The following is a 24,156-nucleotide window of genomic DNA, read 5'->3' as shown; positions in this document are numbered from 1 at the left end:
CGGCAACTCGCGCCCCCGTCCTACCCTGCCGGCGCCGGCGCCCGGTTCCAATCAGCCAGCCCATGAATACCCTCCCCACCGACAACGATCCCGTCCAGGCCTGGATGGCGCTGGGCGTGCAAAGCGCCATCCTTGCGCGCACCATGCCCGCCGTGCGGCACGACCTGGCGGGGCCGCTGTCGGCCATGCGCATGGCGGCCACCGTGCTCAAACGCCGGCTCGGTACGGGAGAGTTGCCGCCCGCACAGGCAGTGGAGCGGGTGGAGCAGTTCGAAGGCCACCTGACCCGCTTGGCCGACAGTGCCAAGCGCCTGCGCCATTGGGACCTGCCCGCGCAGGACAGCGCTCAGCCCCTGGCGGCCGTGGCCGCCCAGGCGGTTCAGCTGGCCCGGCCGCTGCTGGCCATGCGCGGCACCGACCTGCAAGCGCCCGGCCCGTTGCCCGAGACGCCCGTCGCGGCACACACCACCCTGTGCCTGCTGCTGGGCGCCCTCTATCACCTGGCGGAAACGGGCTCCCCGCCTCCCGCACGCATCACGCTGCAGGCCGTGCAAGGCCGCAGCGGCCTGCGGGTGCAGGCGGACGGACAGGCGGACGCCGGCCTGGCGGCATTCGCCTCCCAGCCAGTCCCGCCACTGGATGCCGCTGCGCTGCTCTGCCTGGCGCGGCATGGCGGCGCGCATGTGCAATGCGGCGCAGGCTGGGTGGAGCTGGACGCGGCACCTGCTCCACCAGACGTTACGCCGTGACGATCCAGCCCTCCAGCGGGTCCATGTCGGGCGGCAGGCCGTAGCGCAGGTCGCCCTGCTGCCGGCAGCGCCATGCCCATGCGGCCTGCAGCAGGCACAGCACCGCATCCAGGCGGTCGCCGCTACCATCGTCCAGCAGTGCCGTGCGCTGCGCGGCATCCACTGTCAGGCGCAGGCCCAGGCGGGTGTCGCCGCACTCCAGGCGGCGCAGCAGTTCCGTGCGCGCCGCGTGCCGGTCGGCCGTCTGGCGCGCACGCGCGTCGCTCTTGTAGCTGCACCGCCCGATCAGCTCGCGCGCCAGCAGGCCGGGGTAGGCCTCCAGCGCCACGCGCCGCGGGTCCCCGGCATGCAGGCCAGGCAGGTGCACACCCGCCTCCAGCAGCAGCGGCACGCCCGCGTGCAGCATGTAGGCCACGGGTGGGTTCACCCATTTCATCGACGGGCTGGAGCCCGCGGGACGGTCCGTGGCGCGGTGGGCCAGCTTGGCGCCGGCAGGGCGCGCGGCGCAGAACGCGGCAAAGGTCTCACGCACTTGCGCGCGCGTGAGGCCGCGGTAGTGCGCGATGCTGCGCGCCCATTCGAGCGGCCAGCCGAGTCCGGTGAGCAGTTCGCGGGGCAGGCCGAAGGGCAGATCGAAGCCGCCCACCCACGCGCGCGGCGCGGCCAGCCATCGGCCGAAGGCGGCGAGCGTATCCAGCGGCTGCAGGTCTTGCAGCACCACGCTGCCGCCCTGCAGCGCGCCCAGCGCCAGCACGATGGGCTTGCCCCGGCTGGGACTGCTGGAAAAATCGCACCCTACCAGCAGCATTGCAGCTAGGGCCTGTTCACACTATTTTTGCCAGTGCGAAGGGCGTGAAAACCGCGCCAATATAGGCGCGTGACGACGCCAAGGCCGGGGCCTTGGCTAGGAGGGCAAGGACGCGTGGCGCGGTTCTCACTCCGGTCCCTTCGGGTTGCGATCAAAAGGGGACATTCGCGGCGTTGCCAAGCCGCGCTGGGGTCACACCCCAGCTTCGTTTGGCGCCTTGCGCCTGGCCCCTTTTGATCGCAACGCATCTGGCAAAAACAGTGTGAACAGTCCCTAGCCCAGCGCCAGCGCCACCACGCCGGCGGCAATCAGCAGCGCCCCCGCCAAGCGCGCGGCGCGGTCGCCCTCGTCCAGCAGGTGCCCGCCGATGAGCGCCGCGAACAGCATGGAGACCTCGCGCGCCGGCGCCACGTGGGCCATGGGCGCCTCCTGCATGGCAAACAGCACCAGCACGTAGGCGATCGGGCTCACCACGGCCACCAGCAGCGCAAAGCGCCACTGCCCGGCCCACAGGCGCGCCGTCTCGGCGCGGTTGCGCAGGGCCACGGGGGCGAGCACTGCCACGCGCACGAAGTTGCCCATGTAGTCCACCAGCACGGGCGACAGCAGCATGGCCTTGACGGCGTAGCCATCCACCACGGTATAGCTGGCGATGAAGATGCCGGTCAGCACGCCGTAGCGCAGGCCCGCGTGCACCCGCAGGCGCGCGTGGGGATCGTGCGCCGCGCGCAACAGCCCGGGGCCGCCCGCAATCAGGAAGACGCCGCCCACCACCGCCGCGATGCCCAGCACGCCCCAGGCGGACAGCCGCTCGCCCAGCAGCGTGACGGCCACCAGCGCGGTCAGTAGCGGCCCCGTGCCCCGCGCCAGGGGGTAGACCACGGTGAGGTCGGCCTTGCGGTAGCCGCGCAGCAGGATCACGTAGTACAGCACGTGCAGCACGCCGCTCAGGGCCACGATGGCCCACTCGCGCGCGCCCCACAGCGGAACGGCGTCACGCCCAAGCCACCAGCCCAACGGTGCCCACACCAGCATCATGAGCACCGAGGTGAAGAAGGCGAAACGCGCATCGCCGCCGGCCTTCTTGGCGGCGATGTTCCAGCCGGCGTGGATCAGGCCGGCGAGGAGGATGAGTGCGAAGGCGTTGAGCGACATGAAGGGCCCGCCGCCGCAGCGCCTCGCGGCCGGCTGCGGCGTTCAGGAGGTGGTCGGCGGCATCAGTGCGCCACGGCGGCACCAGAACGCGCCAGACGGGAGCCGCCCAGCAAGTGCCTGGACCGGCCCCACCGCCCCGCCATACTGACGGCGCCCCCGTCCCGCACGTCGCGCGGGAGTCGGGGACAGCGGCGCAAGCTGCTCAGGGGGCTGTCCACCCTCAGGCCCGGCCGATGATGCTGGCCGTGGCCATGAGTTCTTCGAGCAGCGCGAACGACACCTTGCCCGAGGCTGCATAGGGGTCGAACTCGGGCCGCTCGGAATACTTGAGCACGATGGAGTGGTTGAGCTTGGTCAGGTTGACCTGGCCCATGGTCCAGCCGCCAAACCGACGCTCGGTGATTTCCTCGAAGGCCAGCAATTCCACGTCCTTGTGGCGCGGGTCGCGCTGGATGTGGCCGTACAGGTCGCTGACGGCCGAGCGCCCGCCTTCGATAGCCTGCAGGAAGATGCCGCCGCCGTAGCACAGCACGCCCGTGATGCCACTGGCGGGGTTGTGCTGGCGCGACTGGGTGAGGATGGCCTCGATGGCCTCGGACGAGGTATCGACGGCACGGCTGACGTAGAGAAGACGGACCAGCATGGGTCAGCTCCTTCGGGGAATGAGGGCCAGGAATTCGCGGCGCAGCGTGGGGTTGGTGAGGAACACCCCGCGCATCACCGAGTTGATCATCTTGCTGTCCATCTCGCGCACACCGCGCCAGGACATGCAGAAGTGGCTGGCCTCCATGACGATGGCCAGCCCGTCGGGCTGGGTCTTTTCCATGATGAGGTCGGCCAGTTGCACCACGGCCTCCTCCTGGATCTGGGGACGCCCCATGACCCAGTCCACGAGGCGCGCGTACTTGGACAGGCCGATCACGTTGGTGTGCTCGTTGGGCAGCACGCCGATCCAGATCTTGCCGATCACCGGGCAGAAGTGGTGGCTGCAGGCGCTGCGCACGGTGACGGGGCCGACGATCATCAGCTCGTTCAAGTGCTCGGCGTTGGGAAACTCGGTGATCGCCGGCGGCTGCACGTAGCGGCCCTTGAAGACCTCGTTGAGGTACATCTTGGCCACCCGGCGCGCCGTGGCCTGCGTGTTGTGGTCGCCCGCTGTGTCGATGACCATGCTGTCGAGGACGCCCTGCATCTTGGCCTCGACCTCGTCCAGCAGGCGCTCCAGCTCGCCGGGCTGGATGAACTCCGCAATGTTGTCGTTGGCATGGAAGCGCCGGCGCGCCGCGTTCAGCCGTTCGCGAATCTTGACGGAGACGGGCGTGCCCTCGTCGGGCGCGGCGCCGCTCAGGGGTGCTGGGGGTTCTGAAGACATGGCGGCATGGTACCAGCGAATGCCGATCCAGGCTTTATAAGCCTTTTATGCCTCTAGCGCTTATGGGGCAAGCGTCAGCAGCTATCCAAACAATAGCAATATTTTCCCACCGGCAGGGGCGCGGCATTCAGTAGCGGTTGCCCGTCACCCACAGGGCCGCGCGCATGATGCCGAAGGCGATGCGGTCCAGCGCGCGCTCGCGCCAGGGGCGTTCGGCGTAGCGCTGCGGGTCAAGCCGGCGGCCTTCGTGGGCCATGGCGTGGCGCAGCCGCTTGCGCAGGTCCTGGGCAAAGGGGGCGTCGCGCACGATCACATTGGCCTCGCGCGCCAGCAGCAGCGACAGCGGGTCCAGGTTGGACGAGCCCACCGTGGCCCAGGCGCGGCGGCTGTCCGCGTCGATCACCGCCACCTTGGCGTGCAGGAAGCTGGGCGCGTATTCATGAATCTCCACGCCCGCCGCCAGCAGCGTGCCGTACACCGGCCGCGCTGCGTGGTATTGCATGAAGTATTCGTACCGCCCCTGCAGCAGCAGCTGTACGCGCACGCCGCGCCGCGCCGCCAGCACCAGCGCCCGGCGCAGCTTGCCACCGGGCACAAAGTAGGCGTTGGCGATGATGACCTCATGCCGCGCGCGAGCAATGGCGCGCAGGTAGGCGCGCTCGATGCGTGCACGGTTGCGCACGTTGTCGCGCAGCACCAGCTCGGCGCGCATGCCCCGCGCACGGCTCTCGGCGCGCCGCGCCGCCAGGCGTGCGGCGCTGGCGGCGCGCAGGTCGGCCAGGGCCAGCGACAGGCGGCGCTGGCGTACGTCGCGCACCGCGCGCATGCGCCACCACAGTTGCTCCATGGTCTCGCTGGCCTGCTGCACCAGGCTGCCCTCGGCGCGCACGGCAAAGTCAAAGCGCGGCGCGGTGAGCGCGCCGTGGTTGGGGTCGTGGAAGTCGTCCAGCACGTTGATGCCGCCGCAGAACAGCACGCAGCCATCCACCACGCACAGCTTGCGGTGCAGCCGGCGCCAGCGCATCGGCAGCAGCAGGCCCAGCGGGCCGAGCGGCGAATACACCTGCACGTGCACGCCGGCCTGCACCATGCGGGTGCGCCAAGGCTCGGGCAGCCGCCCCGTGCCCACGCCGTCCAGCGCCAGGTGCACGCGCACGCCGCGCCGGGCTGCGCGCATCAGCGCCTCGGCCACGTCGGCGCCCGCGCCAGTGCAGTCAAAGATGTAGGTCTCGAACTGGATATCGGACAGCGCCGCATCCATCTCGGCGATCAGCGCCGGGAACAACTCCTGCGTGCCCTGCAGCAGCTGGATCTGGTGGTCTCGGCCGGTAGCGTGCGCGCGCGTGGGGGCGACCATGGAATCAGAGCTTGAACTCTGCGATCAGCGGCAAATGGTCCGACATGCGCCACCAGATCCGCCCACGCGGCACCTGCAGCCCCAGCGGGGTGAGGCCCCGCACATACACATGGTCCAGCTGCACCATGGGCAGGCGGGCCGGGTAGGTGAAGGCCTGGGGCGCATCGTCGTACTCGAAGAGCCCGAAGCCCGCAAGCATGCGCTTGATCTGCAGCCCCCAGTCGTTGAAGTCGCCCGCAACGACCAGCGGGGCATCCTCGGGCACCTCGCGCGCGATGAAGCGCTGCAGCTGCGCCACCTGGCGGATGCGGCTGCCGGGCACCAGGCCCAGGTGCACCACGATGGCATGCACCCGGCGGCCCTGTATCTCCACCTCCACATGCAGCAGGCCGCGCTGCTCGAAGCGATGGTCGGAGATGTCCTCGTGCTGGTGGCCGATCACCGGCCAGCGCGTGAGCAGCGCGTTGCCGTGCTCTCCGTGGCGCGTGAAGGCATTGGTGCGGTAGATGGCTTCGTAACCTTCGGGGGCCAGGTACTCGGCCTGCGGCACATGGGGCCAACGCTCGAAGTAGCTGGCCTCCTTGCGGTTCATCCTGCGCACCTCCTGCAGGCAGACGATGTCTGCATCGAGCTGCTCGACCGCCAGGCCCAGATTGTGGATCTCCAGCCGGCGCGCGGGGCCCAGCCCCTGCACACCCTTGTGGATGTTGTAGGTCGCTACGCGCAGGATGCCGGAATGCTCGGCAGGCAGTTCGATCGGTGTTGCGGTCATCGTCCAACGAATCGTGGCAGCCAGAGTATGGCCTCGGCATTGGAAGGCGAGTAGCAGCGGTCCGCGGCTTCGCGCCAGCCCATCCAAGCATATGCCGTGTGTTCGCGCGGATTCAAGGCCACTGGCGTCTGCGCCGGCACGCACAGGCCGAAGACACGCTCGGTATTCAGGCAGACACCCGGCGCGTAGCGGTGCCGCCATTGCGGGTAGATGCTGTAGATGTTCTCCATGCCCCAGTCGCGCAGCGCGCAGCCCGCAGCGGCCGCCTGGATGCCGGTTTCCTCCGCCGCCTCGCGCGCGGCGGTGACGGCCCAGTCCTCGCCCGCAAAATCCTTGCTGCCGGTGACCGATTGCCAGAAATCTTCGGCCGAGTCGGCACGGCGCAGCAGCAGCACGTCCAGCGCAGGCGTGTGCACCACCACCAGCACGGATTCGGGAATTTTGTACATGGCGCCGTCCCTGTGCATGCGCGCTGCGCTAGCGGCTCGGCACCGGCGGCGGCAGGGGCTTGGCTTGCAGGGCCCGCACCTGCTCCACCAGGGCGTTGTGCGTATCCAGGAAGGCGGCGGCAACCACCTTGGCTTCGTTGGTGTTGCTCCAACCTGCCCCGGATGCACCCCCCAGCCGCCCGATCATGATGCCGCCGATGCCCAGATCGGTGGTGCGGGCCGCGCCCGTAGCGGCAGCCACCTGTTCGGTGGTTTCGTTGTCCGACAGCAGTAGCGCCGTCTGCGCCTCCTTGAACTTCACCTGCTCGGCCAGGCCGATCAGGCCGGCCAGGTCGCGCAGCACTGGAATCATGCCCATGATGCCCGCCAGGCCGCGCCCGGCATCGCTTTCGCTGAAGGTCAGGCTGGGAGTGAGCGTGTACTGCGCCTCATAGCCACGCCCCTTGGCCACGGTCGAGTTGGGGCGCAGCACGCCCGATTCACGCAATTCGCTCTCCTGTACCGTACCACGCAGCCCCGCGCCGCGGTCCATCACGCGAAAGCAGCCGCTTTGTTGCACCATGAGCTTGATCAGCGGCACGGGCGAGGCGGGCAGGTTGTAACCACCCGTGGCATAGCCGTGGGGACTCTCGGCCAGCGCCACGGTGGCCACGGGGCTGTCGCAGCGCAGCAGCTCGCGCGCGGCGTTGCGCGGGCCCTGGGGCCCGGCCGAGCCAGTGACCACCGAACCGCCTTCGCCCAGCTCGGTTTTCTTCTCGCCGCAAGCCGATACCCCCAGCGCCACGCACAGCAGCAAACCGGTATGGGACAGCCGTCGGAACAGCATGCGCATGGTCTCCCTCCAAGAGCTTGTGGACACGTTATGGCAAACAAAAACGGCAGGCACGTGAACGCGCCTGCCGCTTAGGTGTCGGAGCCCGCGCGCCCCTCAGTGGGCTGCAGGCAGCGGGTTGCGCAGGCGGATGTGCAGTTCGCGCAGCTGCTTTTCGTCCACAGGCGAAGGGGCCTGGGTCAGCAGATCCTGGGCGCGCTGGGTCTTGGGGAAGGCGATCACGTCGCGGATGGACTCGGCTCCCGTCATCAGCGTGATCAGGCGGTCCAGGCCGAAGGCCAGGCCGCCGTGCGGAGGCGCGCCGTACTGCAACGCGTCCAGCAGGTAGCCGAACTTGGCGCGCTGGTCTTCCGGGCCGATATTGAGCGCCGCAAACACCTTGGCCTGCACATCAGCGCGGTGGATACGCACCGAGCCGCCGCCCAGTTCCCAGCCGTTCAGCACCATGTCGTAGGCCTTGGCAATGCACTTGCCGGGATCGGTGTCCATGAGGTTCTCATGGCCGTCCTTCGGCGACGTGAAGGGGTGGTGCACGGCCACCCAGCGGTCTTCTTCCTCGTCATGCTCGAACATGGGAAAGTCCACCACCCACAGCGGCGCCCAGCGGTTCTCGAACAGACCATTCTTCTTGCCGAATTCGCTGTGGCCGACCTTCAGGCGCAGTGCGCCGATGGCGTCGTTGACGATCTTTTCCTTGTCGGCGCCAAAGAACAGCAGGTCGCCGTCCTGTGCGCCCGTGCGCTGGAGCACTTCGGCCAGTGCGGCGTCATGGATGTTCTTGACGATGGGCGACTGCAGGCCGTCACGGCCCTTGGCCTTATCGTTGACCTTGATGTAAGCCAGACCCTTGGCGCCGTAGATCTTCACGAACTCGGTATAGCCGTCGATCTCGCCGCGCGACAGGCCGCCCTCTTCACGGGCGCCACCGGGCACGCGCAGGGCCACCACACGGCCGCCCTTCATGTTGGCGGCGCCGGAGAAGACCTTGAAGTCCACGTCCTTCATGACATCGGTCAGCTCGGTGAATTCGAGCTTCACGCGCAGGTCGGGCTTGTCGGAGCCAAAGCGGTACGCCGCATCCTGGTAGGTCATGATGGGGAATTCGCCGAGTTGAACGCCCAACTGGGTTTCAAACACCTCGGTAATCATGCGCTGGAATATGGCGCGGATCTCTTCCTCGTTCAGGAACGAGGTCTCACAGTCGATCTGCGTGAATTCGGGCTGGCGGTCAGCGCGCAGGTCTTCATCGCGGAAGCACTTGGTGATCTGGTAGTAGCGGTCGTAGCCGGCCACCATCAGCATCTGCTTGTAGAGCTGGGGCGACTGGGGCAGCGCGAAGAACTGGCCGTCGTGCACGCGGCTGGGCACGAGGTAGTCGCGCGCCCCCTCGGGCGTGCTCTTGCCCAGCATGGGCGTTTCGATGTCGATGAAGCCTTCCTTGTCCAGGAAGTTGCGCACCTGGATGGCCGTCTTGTAGCGCAGCATCATGTTGCGCTGCATGTACGGGCGGCGCAGGTCCATCACGCGGTGCGTGAGGCGCGTGGTTTCCGACAGGTTGTCGTCGTCCATCTGGAAGGGCGGCGTCACGGACGGGTTCAGGACGTTGAGCTCCTGGCACAGCACCTCGATCTTGCCGCTCTTGAGGTTGTCGTTGGTCGTGCCTTCGGGGCGCGCGCGCACCAAACCCTTGACCTGCACGCAGAACTCGTTGCGGACGTCCTCGGCCACCTTGAACATCTCGGGACGATCAGGGTCGCAGACCACCTGCACATAGCCTTCGCGGTCGCGCAGGTCGATGAAGATCACGCCGCCATGGTCGCGGCGACGGTTCACCCAGCCCGACAGGGTGACGGTTTGGCCCAGGAGGGCTTCGGTCACAAGACCGCAGTAGTGGGAGCGCATGGCCATGGATCAGTCTTCCTGCGTCCTCGTGGGACGCGACGATGGTTGTTCTTTCCACCCACTCGGCGCACAGGCACGGGCGGGCGACGATGGTTTTCTTATGGAGCGGGTTCCGTGGCAACGGGGTCGGGTGGCGACACCACCCCCATCGACACAATGTACTTGAGGGCCGCATCGATGCTCATGTCCAGCTCGATGCAGTCGCTCCTGCGCATGAGCACGAAGTACCCGCCCGTGGGATTGGGCGTGGTGGGCACGTAGACGCTCACATACTCGTCACGCAGGTAAGCCGCCACCTCGCCGCTGGGCGCGCCGGTGATGAAGGCCACCGTCCACACGCCCTCGCGCGGCCACTGCACCAGCACGGCGGTGCGAAAGGCGTTGCCGCTTTCAGAGAACAGCGTGTCGGAAACCTGCTTGACACTGGAGTAGATCGAACGCACCACGGGAATGCGGCTGACCAGGCGGTCGCCCCACTCCACCAGCTTGCGCCCCGCGAAATTGCTCGCCAAGGCCCCCACCACCAGCAGGATGCTGAGCGTGAGCAGCACCCCGAAGCCCGGGATGTGAAAGCCCAGCAGTTTGTCCGGCTGCCAAGAGCCCGGCAGGATGGCGAGGGTCTGATCCAGGGTGCTCACGATCCAGCTCAACACCCATGCGGTGATGACGCCGGGCACGATGACCAGCAGACCCGTGAACAGCCACTTGCGCAAGGCAGCCATGCGAGTTATCCGAGGTTAGGAGTCAGAAGTGGCCGTAGCGCTTGCTGGAGCAGCGCTGGCAGCTTCTGTTTTAGGAGCGTCCGATGCCGCAGCAGGCGCACTGGCACGGCCGCTGAAATCGGTGGCATACCAGCCCGTGCCCTTGAGTTGAAAGCCCGCGGCCGTCAGCTGCTTGGAAAAAGCCGGCGCACCGCAGGACGGGCAGACGGTGAGCGGCGCGTCGGAGATTTTTTGCAGCACGTCCTTGGCATGGCCGCAGGAACCGCATCGATAGGCGTAAATAGGCATTACGAAGAAGTGCGAAGAATGTGCAAAACCTTCAATTATAGGCATGCACCCCAGGCCGCACCGCGCGCCCGTGCGTCACTCCACCCCCACCACCCGGTGGTGCGGCGCATGCGAATTGCGCACCACCTGCGGTGCAAGCGAACCGGCCACCATGCCGACCATGGCGGCCAGCAGGCCGGCGAGTTGCTGGGGGAACGCCTCATGCAGCGCGGGGGTGACCATGAACACCAGCCACACGCCAATGCCCAGCGCCACAGCGCACAGCGCGCCTTGCGTGTTGGCACGCTTCCAGTACAGGCCGAATACCAGCGGCACGAACGCCCCCACCAGCGGCACTTGGTAGGCGCTGGACACCAGCTCGTAAATGGGCGTGCCTTCCATCTTGATGGAATAGGCCAGCACACCCACCGCGAACACCAGCACACTGATGCGCATGGCCAGCAGGTTCTCGCGGTCGCTGATCTTCTCAGGGCGGAACTGCCGCCAGATGTTCTCGGTGAAGGTGACGCTGGGCGCCAGCAGTGTGGCCGAGGCGCAGGACTTGATGGCCGACAGTAGCGCACCGAAGAACAGCACCTGCATGACGAGCGGCATCTTGTCCATCACCAGTGTGGGCAGCACCTTCTGCGGGTCATCCTTGAGCAGTTCGGCAGTCTCCTGCGGCATGATCAGCAGTGCGCTTGCCACGAGGAACATGGGCACGAAGGCGAAGAAGATGTAGGCCGTACCGCCGATCACCGTGCCATGCGTGGCGGCACGCTCGGTATTGGCCGACATGACGCGCTGGAACACGTCCTGCTGCGGGATGGAGCCCAGCATCATGGTGATGGCGGCACCGAAGAAGAAGATGATCTCGTGCCAGGTGGGTTCGGGCCAGAACTGAAACAGGTCGCGGCTGGTGGCCAGCTCGATCACCTTGCCCGCGCCCCCCGCCATGTCGCTGGCGAACCAGGCCAGCACCACCAGGCCGACAACCAGGATGATCATCTGGATGAAATCGGTCACCGCCACCGACCACATGCCACCCCACAGCGTGTAGACCAGGATGGACAGCACGCCGATGGCCATGCCCATGGGGATGCTCACCGCACCACCGGACAGCAGGTTGAACACCAGCCCCAGCGCCGTGACCTGCGCCGACACCCAGCCCAGGTAGCTGAGCATGATGATGAGCGAGCAGATCACCTCCACTGCGCGGCCGTAGCGCTCGCGGTAGTAGTCGCTGATGGTCAGCAGCGTCATGCGGTAGAGCTTGGCCGCGAAGAACAACCCCACCAGAATCAAGCACATGCCGGCGCCGAACGGGTCTTCCACCACGGCCTTGAGCCCCCCTTCGATGAACTTGGCGGGCACGCCCAGCACGATCTCGGAGCCGAACCACGTGGCGAACGTGGTGGTGATGATCATGTACATGGGCAGGTGGCGCCCGGCAATCGCGAAATCAGCCGTGTTCTTCACCCGTTGGGCAGCCCACAAGCCAATGCCGATGGTGACAAACAGGTAGGCAATCACCATGAAGAGCAACACGCTGGTACTCCTGAGGAATGAAAGAGGGAAGGAAGTTAGAAGATGCGCACGCGCACGAAGAGCTGCATGACCAGCAGCCCCAGCACGAAGCCCAGGCCGCCATAGATGAGGCTTTGCAGCAGCCGGTTGGTGCGCTTCTGGGTGGCCAGCAGTTCCTGCAGATCGACCCGGTTGTCATGGGGCCGCTGGCGCAGGAAGTCGTGGAGCAGGCGTGGCAGGTCAGGCAGGATCTTGGCGTAGTGCGGCGCCTCGGCACGCAGCTCGCGCCACAGGCGTTGGGGACCCAGCTGATCGAGCATCCACTTCTCCAGGAAGGGCTTGGCCGTGCTCCACAGGTCCAGGTCGGGGTCCAACTGCCGGCCCAGCCCTTCGATGTTGAGCAAGGTTTTTTGCAGCAGCACCAGCTGCGGCTGGATCTCCACCTGGAAGCGCCGCGAGGTCTGGAACAGCCGCAGCAGCACCATGCCCAAAGAGATTTCCTTGAGCGGCCGGTCGAAATACGGCTCGCACACGGTGCGGATAGCGGCTTCCAGTTCGTTCACGCGGGTATGGGCGGGAACCCAACCGCTTTCGATGTGCAGTTCGGCCACGCGCTTGTAGTCGCGCCTGAAAAAAGCCGTGAAGTTCTGCGCAAGGTATTCCTTGTCGAACTCGGTCAGCGTCCCGACGATGCCAAAGTCCAGCGAGATGTAGCGGCCGAAGGTCTCGGGCGCCAGGCTCACCTGGATGTTGCCGGGATGCATGTCGGCATGAAAGAACCCGTCGCGGAACACCTGGGTGAAGAAGATGGTCACGCCGTCGCGGGCCAGCTTGGGAATGTCCACGCCCGCGCTGCGCAGGCGATCCACCTGGTTGATGGGCACGCCCTTCATGCGCTCCATCACCAACACTTCGGCATGGCAGAAATCCCAGAACACCTCCGGGATGAGCACCAGGTCCAGCCCCTGCATGTTGCGGCGCAGCTGCGCCGCGTTGGCCGCCTCGCGCACCAGGTCGAGTTCGTCGTGCAGGTAGTTGTCGAACTCGGCCACGACCTCGCGGGGCTTGAGGCGCTTGCCGTCGGCGGACAGGCTTTCCACCCACCCGGCCATCATGCGCATGAGCGCCAAATCCTTGTCGATCACCGGCAGCATGCCGGGGCGCAGCACCTTCACGGCGACTTCACGCGCGTGCCCTTGGCGGTCACGGATCACCGCGAAGTGCACCTGTGCGATGGACGCGCTGGCCACGGGCTGCCGGTCGAACGAGACGAACACCTCGCCGATCGGGCGGCGAAATGCGCGCTCGATGGTGGCGATCGCCACATCAGGGTCGAACGGCGGCACACGATCCTGCAGCAGCGCCAGCTCGTCCGCAATGTCCGGCGGCATGAGGTCGCGGCGCGTGGACAGGACCTGCCCGAACTTCACGAAAATCGGACCCAGGCTCTCCAAGGCCTCGCGCAGCCGCTGGCCGCGCGGCGCGTCCAGCTTGCGACCGAAGGTGATGACCCGCGTGACGGCGCGCAGCCACGGCTGCCGGAAGGTCGACAGCACCAGTTCGTCGAGTCCATAGCGCAGCACCACCCAGACGATGGTGATGCCGCGGGCAAAGCGGCTCATGGCGGGGAGCGGTCCGACAACTCGCCCGCTGCGGGCGCGGGCGCCTGGCCGCCGGGCACGCGTGCGCCCACGAAGCTGCGCAACGCCTGCACGGCGCGTCCCACAACGGATGCCACAGCGCGGGCCGGGGCATCGCCGATCACGCGCGCCATGTCTTCCTCGACATCCCAGCGCACATGGTCCACCAGCCAATTGATCTCGGCCGCGAACTGTACGTCACCTTCGATGCGGATGGTGGGCTTGTCGCCGCGCAGCGCACTGCCGGCCAGCGACAGCGGAGAGGTCTCGGACACTTCCAGCCGGAGGTCGGCCACGGCCTCTGCAGGCGCGAGATCGAACAGCCCGGCGGGCGTCACCTGCAGCGCCATAGAGAAGATGCGCCACTGCACGCGCGCGACGCGGCCGCGCTGGCGTGCCAGACGGTCCATGGCTTCCCGCTCCTGCATCAGCACATGGTTGAGGAACAGCACCGTTCGGTGCTGCACCTCATGCACCAGCCACGCGGGCGGCAGGGGGCCAGACATGACGCGTTCGAAGAGCCCGTCCAGGAAAGAAAAAGGGGACCGTGTTGCCATAGTCCCCGATTATTCCCCGAACTGGGCGCAGCGCAGCAGGCTTTTTCGCCGTGCGCCGCCCGGTTCCAGCGGCGCCATGCTTACTGCAGCGCCTGCACGCCCGCGACCAGCCAGCCGCTGGCGCCGTTCTTGGGCTTGGTCATGTTCCAGACCTCGCGGAACGGGCTCGGGCCGGCCGAAGGCTCCTCGCGGATCATGCCGGAGAACTCCACGCTGGCCATGTAGCCGTCGCCCAGGTCCTCGATGCCCAGCAGTTGCGCCTCGAGCATGATCACATCGGTCTGATTGGGCTGCTGGTCGCCGCGGTGCGATTCGCGCTCGTTGAGCTGCGTGCGGATCTCGTCAACCATGCTGTCGGTCATCATGGAGCGCAGCGTGGCGACGTCGGAGCGATCCCAGGCGGCCTGCAGCGTAGTGAAGTTGCGCTTGGCGGCCGACAGGAAGCCTTCGGTGTCGAAGCCGGCCGGCACGCCCCAGTTCTGCGAACCCGACAGCGCCGAGCCGATGATCCCGCCGGTAGCGGCAGCGGCCGGCGCCTGGAAGGCCATGCCGCCGCGCTCCCACGGGCGGGCGGACGCGTCGTTACCCACCTTGTCCGGGCTGTACTGGCGCGGCATGCGCGCATCTGCGGCGGGCGCGGAACCCGCGCCCTGGAAGGCGAAGGGCGATGCGTTCACCGGTGCGCCCGCGGATTTGCGCGCACGCATGACCATGCCGACCACCACCATGACCACCAGCGCCAGCAGGGCGATCAGCAGGAACTGGCCGAACTCTGCGCCAAGGCCCAGCGAGCTGGCCAGCCAGGCCAGGCCCAGGCCCGCGGCCAGGCCGCCCAACATGGCGCCCCAGGGCTTTCTGGGGGCGGCTGCGGCGGTATTGGGCGCCGCGGCGGGCTTGGCCGCAGTGGTGCCTGCCGCATTCTGCGTGGGTGCGGCAGGAGCGGCGGGGGGCGTCGCAGCGTCGCGCTGGGTCACGTTGCTGGACTGCTTGCCGATGGATTTGCCGCCCCCGAGACGGCGCGCATCCGCATCCAGATGCACGACCGCCAACATGGCGACCAAGACCACTGACCACAGTTTCATCATGGCTTCTCCGAAATATCGATAGTTTTCAATGAACTCTTTCAGCACTTGATTCCAACATGCAAGGCGACGATGCCGCCAGTCATGTTGTGATAGTCCACATGCCCAAAGCCACTTTGCTGCATGAGGGATTTGAGCTCTTCCTGGCCCGGGTGCATGCGGATGGACTCGGCCAGGTAGCGGTAGCTCGAATCGTCGCCCGCCACCAGCTTGCCCAGCCGCGGCAACACCTGGAACGAATACCAGTCATAGGCCTTTTCCAGCGGCTTGGCCACGCGGGAAAACTCCAGCACCAGCAGCCGGCCGCGCGGCTTGAGCACGCGGCACATCTCGCGCAGCGCAGCGTCCTTGTGCGTCATGTTGCGCAGGCCGAAGGCCACGCTCACCAGGTCGAAGTGGTTGTCAGGAAACGGCAGGTGCTCGGCATCGCACACCGTCGTGGGCAGCACCACGCCTTCGTTGATCAGCCGGTCGCGTCCCACGCGCAGCATGGCCTCATTGATGTCGGTATGCACGACGCGGCCCGTGGCGCCCACTTTCTTGGAAAAGGCCAGCGACAGATCGCCCGTGCCGCCCGCGATGTCCAGCACCTGGTCGCCCTCGCGCAGGTTGGCCACCATGACGGTGTAGGCCTTCCAGGCGCGGTGCAACCCGGCCGACATCAGGTCGTTCATCAGGTCGTACTTGGGCGCGACAGAATCGAACACGCCGCGCACATGACGCGCCTTGTCCTCTTCCTGAACCGACTGGAATCCGAAATGCGTGGTACTCATACCACGATGCTAAGCGCCCACTGACCATGCGTACAGCGGCAACCCCGCATGCGCCTAGGTCATCTGTCGCTATTTAGGCTAAAGCGTGGCGCGGCGCGGCCACGCGGGCGGGCCGTGCTGCGCTTCAATGCCCGCCGCAGCCGTGGCCGCCGGCCTTGGGCGACATGGGTGCATCACGGTCCACGCCGGCGGCGGCCAGCCGCTCGGCATAGTCTGCCCACAGCGCCTGCTCGTCGCGGCCCAGCTCGTACAGGTAGTCCCACGAGAAGATGCCGCTGTCGTGCCCGTCGGAGAAGGTGGGCTGCACGGCGTAGTTGCCTACCGGCTCCAGCCGCGTCAACGTGACGTCGCGTTTGCCGGTCTGCAGCACCTGCTGGCCCGGCCCATGGCCTTGCACTTCGGCCGAGGGGGAATACACGCGCATCAGCTCGAACGGGATGCGAAAGTGTGCGCCGTCGGAAAACGTCACCTCCAGCACGCGCGACTGCTCGTGCACCGTGATGGATTGGGGCATGGGCGCGCCCGCCGTCAGACCTGCCATGGATTTCACCTGCGCAATGAAAAGGAATGAACACCGGCGGCGGAGACCGCGCACCGCCGCCCTACCGCTATTGTCCGCCGCCGGAGCCAAGGCGGCGCGATGCGAGCCAAATCAGCCCCCAGCGCCCAAGGGGAAAGCGCTGGCAGCTATCAATTGATGAGCATCACTGCTCACCCAGGTCGGCCCAGCGCTCCAGGCGCTCGCGCATCAGCGCGTGCAGTGCGGGCAAGCGCTCGGCCACCAGCGTCTCGCGCGCGGTGTCGCACTCGCGCTGGGGGTGCGCCCAGACGGGTGCGGGGAAGTGGCTGTCCCACTCGTAGCGCGCGATCACGTGCCAGTGCAGGTGCGGCACCACGTTGCCCAGGCTGGCCAGGTTGATCTTGGCCGGCGCCAGTTGCTCGCGCAGCGCCTGCTCTACCAGCGTCATGGCCTCCATGCAGTGCTGGCGGTCGGCGGGGGAGAGGTCCGAGAACTCCGCCACATGGTCCGCCCAGATCACGCGGTAGAAGGCCGGAAAGCCGGCCTCCTGCGCATGGATCACGCGCAGCTTGGCGCCGCGCCAGACCAACGCACCCGCGTCGGAGTCACACAGGGGGCACGCGCCAGCGCCACCCGTGGAAGGCGCGGACATGCCGGGCATGGCGGCCTGGCTCATACCAACACCCGCTCGATGCCGCCGGCGTTGGCGCGTTGCACATACTCGGGCAGCCAGTTCTCGCCGAGGATCTGCTTGGCCATCTCGATGACGATGTAATCGGCTTCCAGCAGGCCGGTGGACAGGTCGTCCTGGTAGCGCGAGATGCCCTGCAGGCAGCTGGGGCAGCTGGTCAGGATCTTGATGTTGTCCTGCGCGCCCACCGCGCCGCTGGAACGCAAGGCCGCCTCGCCCTTGCGGATTTCCTCGGTCTTGCGAAAGCGCACCTGGGTGGAAACATCGGGGCGCGTCACGCCCAGCGTGCCCGACTCGCCGCAGCAGCGGTCGCTCTTGAGCACCTTGTCGCCCACCAGGGCGCGCACGGTCTTCATCGAGTCGCCCTGCTTCATCGGGTTGTGGCAGGGCTCGTGGTACAGGTAGCCGCCCTGCCCCGCGGGCAGGGTGATGCCCTTTTCCAGCAGGTATTCGTGGATGTCGATGATGCGGCTGCCCGGGAAGATCTTGTCGAACTGGTAACCCTGCAGCTGGTCGTAGCAGGTGCCGCACGACACCACCACCGTCTTGATGTCCAGGTAGTTCAGCGTGGTGGCCACGCGGTGGAACAGCACCCGGTTGTCGGTGATCATCTTCTCGGCCTTGTCGAACTGGCCGCTGCCGCGCTGCGGATAGCCGCAGCACAGGTAGCCCGGCGGCAGCACGGTCTGCACGCCGGCGTGCCAGAGCATGGCCTGCGTGGCCAGCCCCACCTGGCTGAACAGGCGCTCCGACCCGCAGCCGGGGAAGTAGAACACCGCCTCCGTGTCGGCCGAGGTGGCGGCCGGGTTACGGATGATGGGCACGTAGTCCTTGTCCTCGATGTCCAGCAGCGCGCGCGCCGTCTTGGTGGGCAGGCCACCGGGCAGCTTCTTGTTCACGAAGTGGATCACCTGCTCCTTGACCGGCGCCGTGCCCACGGTGGCGGGCGGGTGCGCGGTCTGCTTGCGGCTCACGCTGCGCAGCACGTCCACGGCCATGCGCTGGGCCTTGAAGCCCACGTTGACCATGCCCGCGCGCAGCAGCTTGATGGTGTCGGGGTTGGTGGCGTTGAGCATCGCCATGGCCATCTTGTTGCCGGGGCGGAAGCTTTTCTTGCCCATCTTGCGCAGCAGGTTGCGCATGTTCATGGTCACGTCGCCGAAGTCGATCTTGACCGGGCACGGCGAGTAGCACTTGTGGCACACGGTGCAGTGGTCGGCCACGTCCTCGAATTCCTGCCAGTGGCGGATGGACACGCCGCGGCGCGTCTGCTCTTCGTACAGGAACGCCTCGGCCAGCAGCGAGGTGGCCAGGATCTTGTTGCGCGGGCTGTACAGCAGGTTGGCACGCGGCACGTGCGTGGAGCACACGGGCTTGCACTTGCCGCAGCGCAGGCAGTCCTTCACGCTGGCAACGATGTCGCCGATGTCGCTCTGCTGCATGATCAGCGACTCGTGCCCCATCAGCCCGAAGCTGGGCGTGTAGGCATTGGTCAGGTCCGCGAACATCAGCGAGGTGCGCGAGCCTTTATGCGCCAAATGGGCCTGCAGTGCTTGCCCGTCCTGCGCGAGCAGCTCCTGATTGCGTAGCAGCTTACCGCGGTTGAAGCGGCCTTGCGGGTCCACCTTGCGCTTGTACTCGGCGAACGGCGCCAGTTCCTCGTCGGTCAAAAACTCCAGCTTGGTGATGCCGATGCCGTGCTCGCCCGAGATCACGCCACCCAGGCTGCGCGCCAGCACCATGATGCGCGCCACCGCTTCGTGCGCGGTCTGCAGCATGGCGTAGTTGTCGCTGTGCACGGGGATGTTGGTGTGCACGTTGCCGTCGCCGGCGTGCATGTGCAGCGCCACCCACACCCGGCCCTTGAGCACGCGCTTTTGCACGTCGCCCAGCGCCTGCATCAGCGGCTCGAAGTCGCTGCCGGTGAAGATGTTGCGCAGCGGGTCGCGGATCTGCGTCTTCCAGCTGGCGCGCAGGCGGTGGTCCTGCAGCTGGGGAAACAGTTCTTCCACGCGCTGCAGCCAGTCCTGCCAGAGCGCGCGCGTCTCGCGCACCAGGGCCAGGGCCAGGGCCAGTTTTTCCTCCAGCAGCTCGGGCGAAGGCGGCTCGCCGCCCGCCTCGGGCTTGCCCAGCGGCAGGTTGCCGCGCGCGAGGAACTCCTCCAGCGCGTCGGCCAGCTCGATCTTGTTGCGCAGGCTGAGTTCGATGTTGATGCGCTCGATGCCGTCGGTGTACTCGGCCATGCGCGGCAGCGGGATCACCACGTCTTCGTTGATCTTGAAGGCGTTGGTGTGGCGGCTGATGGCGGCCGTCTTCTTGCGGTCGGCCCAGAACTTCTTGCGGGCCTCGGCGCTCACCGCCGTGAAGCCCTCGCCGCTGCGGCTGTTGGCGATGCGCACCACCTCGGCGGTGGCGCGGGCCACGGCATCAGGGTCGTCGCCCACGATGTCGCCCACCAGCAGCATCTTGGGCAGTCCGCCGCGCTTGGACTTGGTGGTGTAGCCCACGGCGCGCAGGTAGCGGTCGTCCAGGTGCTCCAGGCCGGCCAGCAGCACGCCGCTGCGCTTTTGCTCAGCGAACATGAAGTCCTTGATCTCCACGATGCTGGGCACGGCGTCCTTGGCGTTGCCAAAGAACTCCAGGCACACGGTGCGCGTGTGCTCGGGCATACGGTGCACGATCCAGCGCGCGCTGGTGATCAGGCCGTCGGTGCCTTCCTTTTGCACACCGGGCAGGCCGCTGAGGAACTTGTCTGTCACGTCCTTGCCCAGGCCCTCCTTGCGGAAGGTCTTGCCCGGGATGTCCAGGCGCTCGGTGCGGATCGGCGTTTTGCCGTCGGCCTGGAAGTACTGCAGCTCGAAGCTGGCCACTTCAGCGTCGTGGATCTTGCCCAGGTTGTGCCCGATGCGCGTGACCTCCAGCCACTGCCCTTCAGGCGTCACCATGCGCCAGCTGGCCAGGTTGTCCAGCGCCGTGCCCCACAGCACGGCCTTCTTGCCGCCCGCGTTCATGGCGATGTTGCCGCCGACGCACGAAGCCTCGGCGCTGGTCGGGTCCACGGCGAACACGAAACCGGCGGCCTCGGCCGCGTCGGCCACGCGCTGGGTGACCACGCCGGCCTCGGTCCAGATGGTGGCCACCTCGGCGTCCAGGCCCGGCAGGCGGCGCATCTGCACCTCGGTCATGGCCTCGAGCTTTTCGGTGTTGATGACGGCGCTGCGCCAGGTAAGCGGGATCGCGCCCCCCGTGTAGCCGGTGCCGCCCCCACGCGGGATGATGGTCAGCTCCAGCTCGATGCAGGCCTTGACCAGCGCGGCCATCTCGGCCTCGGTGTCGGGCGTGAGCACCACGAACGGGTATTCCACGCGCCAGTCGGTCGCATCGGTCACGTGCGACACGCGCGACAGGCCGTCGAACTTGATGTTGTCCTTGGCCGTGTGGCGGCCCAGGCGGCGCGCCACCTTCTTGCGCAGGTCGCTGGCCTCGACCAGCGTGGCGTCGAACTCGTCGATGGCCCGGCGCGCTGCGTCCACCAACACGCCCACGCGGCGGTCGCGCTCGGCGTCTTCCTGCGGCAGGCGGCGCTTTTCGATCTCGGCCATGCGGTGCTGCAGCGCATCCACCAGCAGCTTGCGCCGGGCGGGGTTGTGCAGCAGGTCGTCTTGCAGGTAGGGGTTGCGCTGCACGGCCCAGATGTCGCCCAGCACCTCATACAGCATGCGGGCGGATCGGCCCGTGCGGCGCTCGCGGCGCAACTGGTCCAGCACATCCCAGGCGGAGGCGCCCAGCAGGCGGATCACGATTTCCCGGTCGGAAAACGAGGTGTAGTTGTACGGAATTTCGCGCAAACGGGCAGGCTCGGCGCCTTGCGTCTGCAGGGCGGCCAGCGCAATCGGAACATTCATGGGATCAACCTGGGTTGGGCGTGCAGGGCGCCCTCGTGCCTCGGGGTCGGGATTTTAAGCCAGTGCCCGTTACCGCACTGTCCTGCCCGTAGAGCCCCGCCGCTGGCGCGGGGCGGCCAAGGACGGGCAAGAGCCAAATCAGGCCCCAGCGCCCGTCCTTTCAGCGCAAGCAGCTATTAAAACAATAGCTATTTAATACAGCACGCGGCTGCGGATGGTGCCGGGCACCTGGGCCAGCTTCTCCAGCGCCAGGTCGGACGAGCGCGCGTCGAGGTCGATCACCACGTAGCCGATCTTCTCGTTGGTCTGCAGGTACTGCGCCGCGATGTTGATGTGGTTGTCCGACAGGATGCTGTTGATCTGCGAGAGCACGCCCGGCACGTTGTGGTGCACGTGCAGCAGGCGGTGCTTGCCGGCATGCTCGGGCAGCGCCACCTCGGGGAAGTTGACCGACGAGGTGCTGGTGCCGTTGTCGCTGTACCTGACGAGCTTTTCCGCCACCTCCAAGCCGATGTTGGCCTGCGCCTCCATGGTGGAGCCGCCGATGTGGGGCGTGAGGAGGGCGTTGTCCAGCCCGCGCAGCGGCGAGACGAACTCGTCCTTGTTGCTCTTGGGCTCCACGGGGAACACGTCCACGGCCGCGCCCAGCAAGTTGCCGCCCTTCAGCGCCTGGGCCAGGGGGTCGATCTCCACCACCGTGCCGCGCGAGGCGTTGATGAGGATGCCGCCCGGCTTCATGGCCGCGATTTCGGCGGCGCCAATCATCCACTGGGTGGAAGGCAGCTCAGGCACGTGCAGGGTCACGATGTCGGCCTGGCCCAGCAGCTCGTGCAGCGAACCCACCTGGCGCGCATTGCCCAGCGGCAGCTTGTGCACCACGTCGTGGAAGATCACGTGCATGCCCAGCGCCTCGGCCAGCACCGACAGCTGGGTGCCGATGGAGCCGTAGCCCACGATGCCCAGCGTCTTGCCGCGGATCTCGTAGGCGTTCGTGGCGCTCTTGAGCCAGCCGCCGCGGTGGGCCGCGGCGTTCTTCTCGGGCACGCCGCGCAGCAGCAGGATGGCCTCGGCCAGCACCAGCTCGGCCACGGAGCGGGTGTTGGAATACGGCGCGTTGAACACGGCGATGCCGCGCTCGCGCGCAGCGTTCAGGTCTACCTGGTTGGTGCCGATGCAAAAGCACCCCACGGCCACGAGCTTGTGCGCATGCGCGAACACGTCCGCCGTGAGCTGCGTGCGCGAGCGGATGCCAATGAAGTGCACGTCGGCGATCTTGCGGCGCAGTTCCTCGCCCTCCAGCGCCCCGGCCAGCACCTCGACCTGCGTATACCCCGCGGACCGCAACACTTCCACCGCGGAGGGATGGATGCCCTCCAGCAACAGGAACTTGATCTTGCTTTTATCCAGGGAAGTCTTGGCCATGGCGTGCAAATTGAGAGGAAATGAAAACACCCAGGCGGCGCGCGCCGCTGGACAGGAGAGGGGATCATTGTGCAATGCACAAATCCCTGTCGGCATCCATGCGATTGCCCGCGGCGGCCCATGCATGCCCCCAGCGCGGCTGGATGTTTGTCACAACACCGTCATGCCAGTGACACAATTCGTCACCCAAGCGCCGCGGGGTTTACCCCGTTGCTGCGCTTTTTGCAGTGTGCGAGAACGACACATTCCTGTCACGGAACGCGACCACCATCGCCGCTTTCCTGCCTATCGTCTATCAACGAGGAGTATTCATGCAGATCAAACACTTGGCGCTGGCCGCCGCAGTGGCCGCCACCAGCCTGGCCGCACAAGCTCAAACAGAGATCCAGTGGTGGCACTCCATGACGGCTGTCAACAACGAGTGGGTCAATGACCTGGCCAAGCAGTTCAACGAGAGCCAGAAGGAGTACAAGGTCATCCCTACCTTCAAGGGGACGTATGACGAAAGCATGACGGCCGCGATCGCCGCGTTCCGCTCGGGCAATGCGCCGCACGTCCTGCAGGTGTTCGAGGTGGGTACGGCCACGATGATGGCCAGCAAGGGCGCCACCGTACCCGTGGGCAAGGTGATGAAGGACGCGGGCGCTGCCTTCGACCCCAGCGCCTACATCCCTGCCGTGGCTGCGTACTACACCGACCCCAACGGCCAGATGCTGAGCTTCCCGTTCAACAGCTCCACAACCATCTTTTATTACAACAAGGACGCCTTCAAGAAGGCCGGCCTGAACACCGACAAGGCTCCCGCCACCTGGCCCGAAGTGTTCGAGGCTGCCAAGAAGCTCAAGGCCAGCGGCCACAGCTGCCCCATGACGCTGGCCTGGATGGGCTGGACGCAGCTCGAATCGTTCTCCGCCTGGCACAACGTGGAGTTCGCCACCGAGAAGAACGGCCTGTCGCCCAACGGCTACAAGGCCCGCATGAAGATCAATTCGCCGCTGCACGTGCGCCACATCGACAACCTGTCGCAGGCCGCCAAGGCGGGCGAGTTCGTCTACAAGGGCCGCGGCTCGGCGGCCCAGGCGTCGTTCACCTCGGGTGAGTGCGCCATGATCCAGACGTCGTCGGGCTTCTACGGCGACGTGGCCAAGAACGCCAAGTTCGCCTACGGCCTGGCGCCCCTGCCCTACTACCCCGACGTGAAGGGTGCACCGCAGAACACCGTGATCGGCGGCGCATCGCTGTGGGTCATGGCCGGCAAGAAGCCCGCCGAATACAAGGGCGTGGCCAAGTTCTTCGAGTTCCTGTCCGACACCAAGGTGCAGGCCGCCAGCCACCAGCGCACGGGCTACCTGCCCATCACCATGGGTGCGTATGAGCTGACCGACAAGTCCGGTTTCTACGCCAAGCACCCCGGCACCGACACGGCCGTGAACCAGATGGTGCGCAAGGTGACCGACAACTCGCGCGGCATCCGCCTGGGCAACTACGTGCAGATCCGCACCATCGAGGACGAAGAACTCGAGCAGGTCTGGGCCGGCAAGAAGACGGCCAAGGAAGCCCTGGACTCCATCGTGAGCCGCGGCAACGAACTGCTGGCGCGCTTCGAGCGCTCGTACAAGAAGTAAGCCCTGTCATCCGTGACGGGCGAGGCGTT

General features: G+C 66.9%; 22 protein-coding genes. 2 read left to right on the top strand and 20 right to left on the bottom strand.

Going from position 1 to position 24,156, the window contains the following annotated elements; translation table 11 throughout:
* Nucleotides 1-62 precede the first annotated feature (62 nt).
* On the top strand, nt 63-749 hold the full coding sequence (locus QY917_RS00690) for a hypothetical protein (RefSeq protein WP_123675074.1): 687 nt from the start codon (nt 63-65) through the stop codon (nt 747-749).
* Here QY917_RS00690 and QY917_RS00685 read toward each other — a convergent pair.
* From QY917_RS00685 to serA, 20 genes are all read right to left on the bottom strand, one after another.
* Entirely contained in the window at nt 739-1,557 is an 819-nt protein-coding gene (locus QY917_RS00685; RefSeq protein WP_123675073.1) for a DUF429 domain-containing protein, read from the bottom strand. The two genes, QY917_RS00690 and QY917_RS00685, sit on opposite strands and share 11 nt — an antisense overlap.
* A 273-nt stretch (nt 1,558-1,830) precedes the next feature.
* A complete protein-coding gene (locus QY917_RS00680; protein ID WP_123675072.1) occupies nt 1,831-2,712 on the bottom strand; it encodes an EamA family transporter in 882 nt (293 codons plus the stop codon).
* Between the two features lie 220 nt (nt 2,713-2,932).
* On the bottom strand, nt 2,933-3,355 hold the full coding sequence (locus tag QY917_RS00675; RefSeq protein ID WP_011804324.1) for a BLUF domain-containing protein: 423 nt from the start codon (nt 3,353-3,355) through the stop codon (nt 2,933-2,935).
* A 3-nt stretch (nt 3,356-3,358) separates the two neighbouring features.
* A complete protein-coding gene (gene folE, locus QY917_RS00670; RefSeq protein WP_011804323.1) occupies nt 3,359-4,084 on the bottom strand; it encodes a GTP cyclohydrolase I in 726 nt (241 codons plus the stop codon).
* A gap of 127 nt (nt 4,085-4,211) precedes the next feature.
* Nucleotides 4,212-5,441, bottom strand: coding sequence for a cardiolipin synthase ClsB (gene clsB / locus QY917_RS00665; protein WP_123675071.1), 1,230 nt, complete (start codon nt 5,439-5,441; stop codon nt 4,212-4,214).
* 4 nt (nt 5,442-5,445) lie between these two features.
* Nucleotides 5,446-6,213, bottom strand: coding sequence for an endonuclease/exonuclease/phosphatase family protein (locus QY917_RS00660; protein ID WP_011804321.1), 768 nt, complete (start codon nt 6,211-6,213; stop codon nt 5,446-5,448).
* Entirely contained in the window at nt 6,210-6,662 is a 453-nt protein-coding gene (nudB, locus tag QY917_RS00655) for a dihydroneopterin triphosphate diphosphatase (protein WP_287805456.1), read from the bottom strand. The genes QY917_RS00660 and nudB overlap by 4 nt, the downstream gene beginning before the upstream one ends.
* Nucleotides 6,663-6,690: 28 nt before the next feature.
* Nucleotides 6,691-7,494: a curli production assembly/transport component CsgG gene (locus tag QY917_RS00650; protein ID WP_123675069.1), complete on the bottom strand. Its 804-nt coding sequence runs from the start codon at nt 7,492-7,494 to the stop codon at nt 6,691-6,693.
* Between the two features lie 96 nt (nt 7,495-7,590).
* Nucleotides 7,591-9,402, bottom strand: a complete 1,812-nt coding sequence (gene aspS, locus QY917_RS00645) for an aspartate--tRNA ligase (protein ID WP_123675068.1) — start codon at nt 9,400-9,402, stop codon at nt 7,591-7,593.
* Nucleotides 9,403-9,494: 92 nt separating this feature from the next.
* Nucleotides 9,495-10,118 (bottom strand): DUF502 domain-containing protein, encoded by a 624-nt coding sequence (locus QY917_RS00640; RefSeq protein WP_011804317.1) that lies wholly within the window; start codon nt 10,116-10,118, stop codon nt 9,495-9,497.
* Nucleotides 10,119-10,133: 15 nt separating this feature from the next.
* A complete protein-coding gene (locus QY917_RS00635) occupies nt 10,134-10,406 on the bottom strand; it encodes an FmdB family zinc ribbon protein (protein ID WP_012655780.1) in 273 nt (90 codons plus the stop codon).
* Nucleotides 10,407-10,481: 75 nt separating this feature from the next.
* Nucleotides 10,482-11,933 (bottom strand): sodium:solute symporter family protein, encoded by a 1,452-nt coding sequence (locus QY917_RS00630; protein ID WP_012655779.1) that lies wholly within the window; start codon nt 11,931-11,933, stop codon nt 10,482-10,484.
* Nucleotides 11,934-11,968: 35 nt separating this feature from the next.
* The gene (ubiB, locus tag QY917_RS00625) at nt 11,969-13,534 is read right to left on the bottom strand and encodes a ubiquinone biosynthesis regulatory protein kinase UbiB (protein ID WP_123675067.1); all 1,566 of its coding nucleotides are present in this window, start codon (nt 13,532-13,534) and stop codon (nt 11,969-11,971) included.
* Nucleotides 13,531-14,109, bottom strand: a complete 579-nt coding sequence (locus QY917_RS00620) for a hypothetical protein (RefSeq protein WP_103737780.1) — start codon at nt 14,107-14,109, stop codon at nt 13,531-13,533. The genes ubiB and QY917_RS00620 overlap by 4 nt, the downstream gene beginning before the upstream one ends.
* Nucleotides 14,110-14,189: 80 nt before the next feature.
* Entirely contained in the window at nt 14,190-15,194 is a 1,005-nt protein-coding gene (locus tag QY917_RS00615) for a Tim44 domain-containing protein (RefSeq protein WP_047350043.1), read from the bottom strand.
* 38 nt (nt 15,195-15,232) lie between these two features.
* Nucleotides 15,233-15,964, bottom strand: a complete 732-nt coding sequence (gene ubiE / locus QY917_RS00610) for a bifunctional demethylmenaquinone methyltransferase/2-methoxy-6-polyprenyl-1,4-benzoquinol methylase UbiE (RefSeq protein ID WP_012655775.1) — start codon at nt 15,962-15,964, stop codon at nt 15,233-15,235.
* A 124-nt stretch (nt 15,965-16,088) separates the two neighbouring features.
* A complete protein-coding gene (locus QY917_RS00605; RefSeq protein WP_123675066.1) occupies nt 16,089-16,505 on the bottom strand; it encodes a gamma-butyrobetaine hydroxylase-like domain-containing protein in 417 nt (138 codons plus the stop codon).
* A 163-nt stretch (nt 16,506-16,668) separates the two neighbouring features.
* Nucleotides 16,669-17,160: an HIT family protein gene (locus tag QY917_RS00600; RefSeq protein ID WP_284466119.1), complete on the bottom strand. Its 492-nt coding sequence runs from the start codon at nt 17,158-17,160 to the stop codon at nt 16,669-16,671.
* The gene (locus tag QY917_RS00595; protein WP_123675065.1) at nt 17,157-21,080 is read right to left on the bottom strand and encodes an FAD/FMN-binding oxidoreductase; all 3,924 of its coding nucleotides are present in this window, start codon (nt 21,078-21,080) and stop codon (nt 17,157-17,159) included. Before QY917_RS00595 ends, QY917_RS00600 begins: the two co-directional genes overlap by 4 nt.
* Before the next feature lie 192 nt (nt 21,081-21,272).
* Nucleotides 21,273-22,502, bottom strand: a complete 1,230-nt coding sequence (gene serA, locus QY917_RS00590; RefSeq protein WP_041835901.1) for a phosphoglycerate dehydrogenase — start codon at nt 22,500-22,502, stop codon at nt 21,273-21,275.
* A 311-nt stretch (nt 22,503-22,813) separates the two neighbouring features.
* Here serA and ugpB point away from each other — a divergent pair, with 311 nt between their 5' ends.
* The gene (gene ugpB / locus QY917_RS00585) at nt 22,814-24,127 is read left to right on the top strand and encodes a sn-glycerol-3-phosphate ABC transporter substrate-binding protein UgpB (RefSeq protein WP_123675064.1); all 1,314 of its coding nucleotides are present in this window, start codon (nt 22,814-22,816) and stop codon (nt 24,125-24,127) included.
* Nucleotides 24,128-24,156 lie beyond the last annotated feature (29 nt).

It is taken from the genome of Diaphorobacter sp. C33 (assembly GCF_030503915.1).
In the GTDB taxonomy this organism is placed as follows: domain Bacteria; phylum Pseudomonadota; class Gammaproteobacteria; order Burkholderiales; family Burkholderiaceae_C; genus Diaphorobacter; species Diaphorobacter nitroreducens.
Note: the sequence above shows the minus strand (reverse complement) of the source record. Positions and strands in the feature narration are given on the sequence as shown.